3 protein-coding genes are annotated in these 2,545 nt (G+C 73.5%); all 3 read left to right on the top strand.

The window, feature by feature from the left end; translation table 11 throughout:
* Window positions 1-1,064, top strand: a 1,064-nt coding sequence (locus E1264_RS41925) for a molecular chaperone DnaJ (protein WP_347813462.1), incomplete at its 5' end; no start/stop codon positions are given.
* A gap of 12 nt (window positions 1,065-1,076) precedes the next feature.
* Window positions 1,077-2,054: a hypothetical protein gene (locus tag E1264_RS41920; RefSeq protein ID WP_132183041.1), complete on the top strand. Its 978-nt coding sequence runs from the start codon at window positions 1,077-1,079 to the stop codon at window positions 2,052-2,054.
* 3 nt (window positions 2,055-2,057) lie between these two features.
* Window positions 2,058-2,545, top strand: a 488-nt coding sequence (locus E1264_RS41915) for an adenylosuccinate synthetase (protein ID WP_165964663.1), incomplete at its 3' end; no start/stop codon positions are given.

The raw sequence follows: 2,545 nt of genomic DNA, 5'->3' as shown, positions 1-2,545 counted from the left end.
ACCCCCCACGAGGTGAACGGCCGAGCGGCCGGGAGCTGGACGACGCGCTGGCGCGGCTCGACCGGGTCCGCGTCCCGGCCGATCTGTTCGGGGACGACGAGGCCGAGGCGGCGCGGCGGTACCGGCGGCTGGTCCGGCTCGTCCACCCGGACGCGACCGGCGGCCGCACCCGCGACGCGTTCGTCCGGCTGAACGCGCTGTGGCGCACCTACAACCGCGACGACGCGACGCTGATCACGACGCGCCGCCACGCCTACCGCCTCGCCGGCGCGAGCGACGGCGACCCGATCGGCGGCGACCTGGCCGAGCTGTACGCGGCGCGCCAGGAGTCCCGCGGGCTCGGCGTGCTGCTGAAGATGCCGCGCGATCCGCGCGACAGCGACCTGCTCGAACGCGAGGCCGTGGCGCTCCGGCAGCTCCCGAAGGACGGCGACGGGAAGTTCCTGCCGTACGTCCCGCGCCTCATCGAGACGTTCCGGCACAAGGACGCCTCGACGGGCGCGCAGCGGCAGGTCAACGCGATCGCCGCGCTGGACGGCTTCCACACCCTGACCGAGGTCGGGGAGGCGTACCCGGACGGCGTCGACCCGCGCGACGCGGCCTGGATGTGGCGGCGGCTGCTCGTCGGCCTCGGGTTCGCGCACCGCGCGGGCGTCCTGCACGGCGCCGTCCTCCCCGACCACGTGCTGATCCACCCGGAGAAGCACGGGCTGGTGCTGGTCGACTGGTGCTACTCCGTGCCCGGCTGCTACGCGCACGTCGACTCGTCCGGGCGCGTCCCGGCGATGGTCGACCGGTACGCCGGCTGGTACCCGCCGGAGGTGCCGGGTCGGCAGGCGGCGAGCGCCGCGACAGACATCTACATGGCCACCCGGTGCATGACCGGCCTGATGGGCGACAAGGCCCCGAAGGCGATGCGCTCGTTCGCCCGCGGCTGCCTGCTGCCGGCGCAGAACCGGCGCCCGTCCGACGCCTGGCGGCTGCTGGCCGAGTTCGAAGAGCTGCTGGAGCGGCTCTACGGCCCGCGGCGCTTCCGCCCCTTCCACCTGCCCTCCGTCCACTGAAGGAGATCCATCATGGGAAGCGGACACTGGTCCACCGACGTCTACTCCGCCCGCGCGAGCTATCGCGCCTCCACCGGCGCCAGCGCGTTCGCCTACTCCGACGGCGGCGCCACCACCGTCCACCCCGATCTCGATCCGCGCGGCGTGACCGTGCGGGAGAGCCGGGACTCCGACGACCACCCCGAGTCGCTCGCGATCGGCGTGCTGTTCGACGTCACCGGCTCCATGGGCACCGTGCCGCGGACGCTGCAGACCAAGCTCCCCGACCTGCTCGGGCTGCTGCTGCGCAAGGGGTACGCCGAGCACCCGCACATCCTGTTCGGCGCGGTCGGCGACGCGACCTGCGACCGGGCGCCGCTGCAGATCGGGCAGTTCGAGGCCGACAACCGGATGGACGACGACCTCGGCAAGATCCTCCTCGAAGGCGGGGGCGGCGGCCAGATGCGCGAGTCGTACGAGCTGGCCATGTACTTCATGGCCCGGCACACCGCGATCGACTGCTTCGAGAAGCGCGGCAGGCGCGGCTACCTGTTCATGATCGGGGACGAGCTGGCGTACCCGAAGGTCAAGAAGCGCGAGATCGCGCACGTCATCGGCGACGAGCTCGACGAGGACGTCCCGGTCGCGGAGATCGTCCGGGAGCTGCAGCGGATGTACGACGTGTACTTCATCATCCCGGAGGGCGCCTACCACGCCGGGAGCCGGGAGCTGAAGGACTTCTGGCAGGGCCTGCTCGGCCAGAACGTCCTCTACCTGGACGACCTCGACGCGGTCTGCGAGACGATCGCGCTGACCGTCGGGCTCGGCGAGGACGCCATCGACCTGGACGAGGGCCTGGAGCACCTGGAGGAGGCCGGTTCGGACGCGGGCGCCTCGGTGTCGCGCGCCCTCGCCCGGCTGGAGGCGTCCCGCGCGCCGGTCGCGGTGTCGTCCGCGCCGCCCGGGCTGGGCGTCACGCCGGGCGGCCCGTCCAGGACGACCCGGCTCTGACCCATGGAACACGTGATCGTCGTCGACCTCGGCTTCGGGGACGCGGGCAAGGGCACGGTCGTCGACCACCTCTGCTCGACGCGCCCCGCCTTTCTGGGGGGACGACCCCCCAGACCCCCCGGTGAAAGGGGGGTGGCCACCGTCGTCCGGTTCAACGGGGGCGCTCAGGCGGCGCACAACGTCGTCCTGGACGACGGGCGCCACCACACGTTCGCCCAGTTCGGGTCGGGGACGTTCACGCCCGGCGTCCGGACGCACCTGTCCCGGTTCATGCTGGTCGACCCGCTCGCCCTCGCCGCCGAGGCCGACCACCTCCGGGCGCTCGGCGTCGCGGACGCGCTCGACCGCCTCACCGCCGACCGGGACGCGCTGCTGACGACGCCGTACCACCGGGCCGCGAACCGCGCGCGGGAGACGGCGCGCGGCGCGGCCCGCCACGGGTCGTGCGGCATGGGCATCGGCGAGACGGTGGCCTACGCCCAGGCCCACCC

This window comes from Actinomadura sp. KC216, from assembly GCF_004348535.1.
In the GTDB taxonomy this organism is placed as follows: domain Bacteria; phylum Actinomycetota; class Actinomycetes; order Streptosporangiales; family Streptosporangiaceae; genus Spirillospora.
The sequence above is the reverse complement of the archived record's forward strand: the minus strand, read 5'-3'. Positions and strand labels throughout refer to the sequence as shown.

Bases quoted from the DNA above. Each gene is read 5' to 3' on its own strand.
- E1264_RS41920 (WP_132183041.1), top strand. From the start codon at position 1,077: ATGGGAAGCGGACACTGGTCCACCGACGTCTACTCCGCCCGCGCGAGC.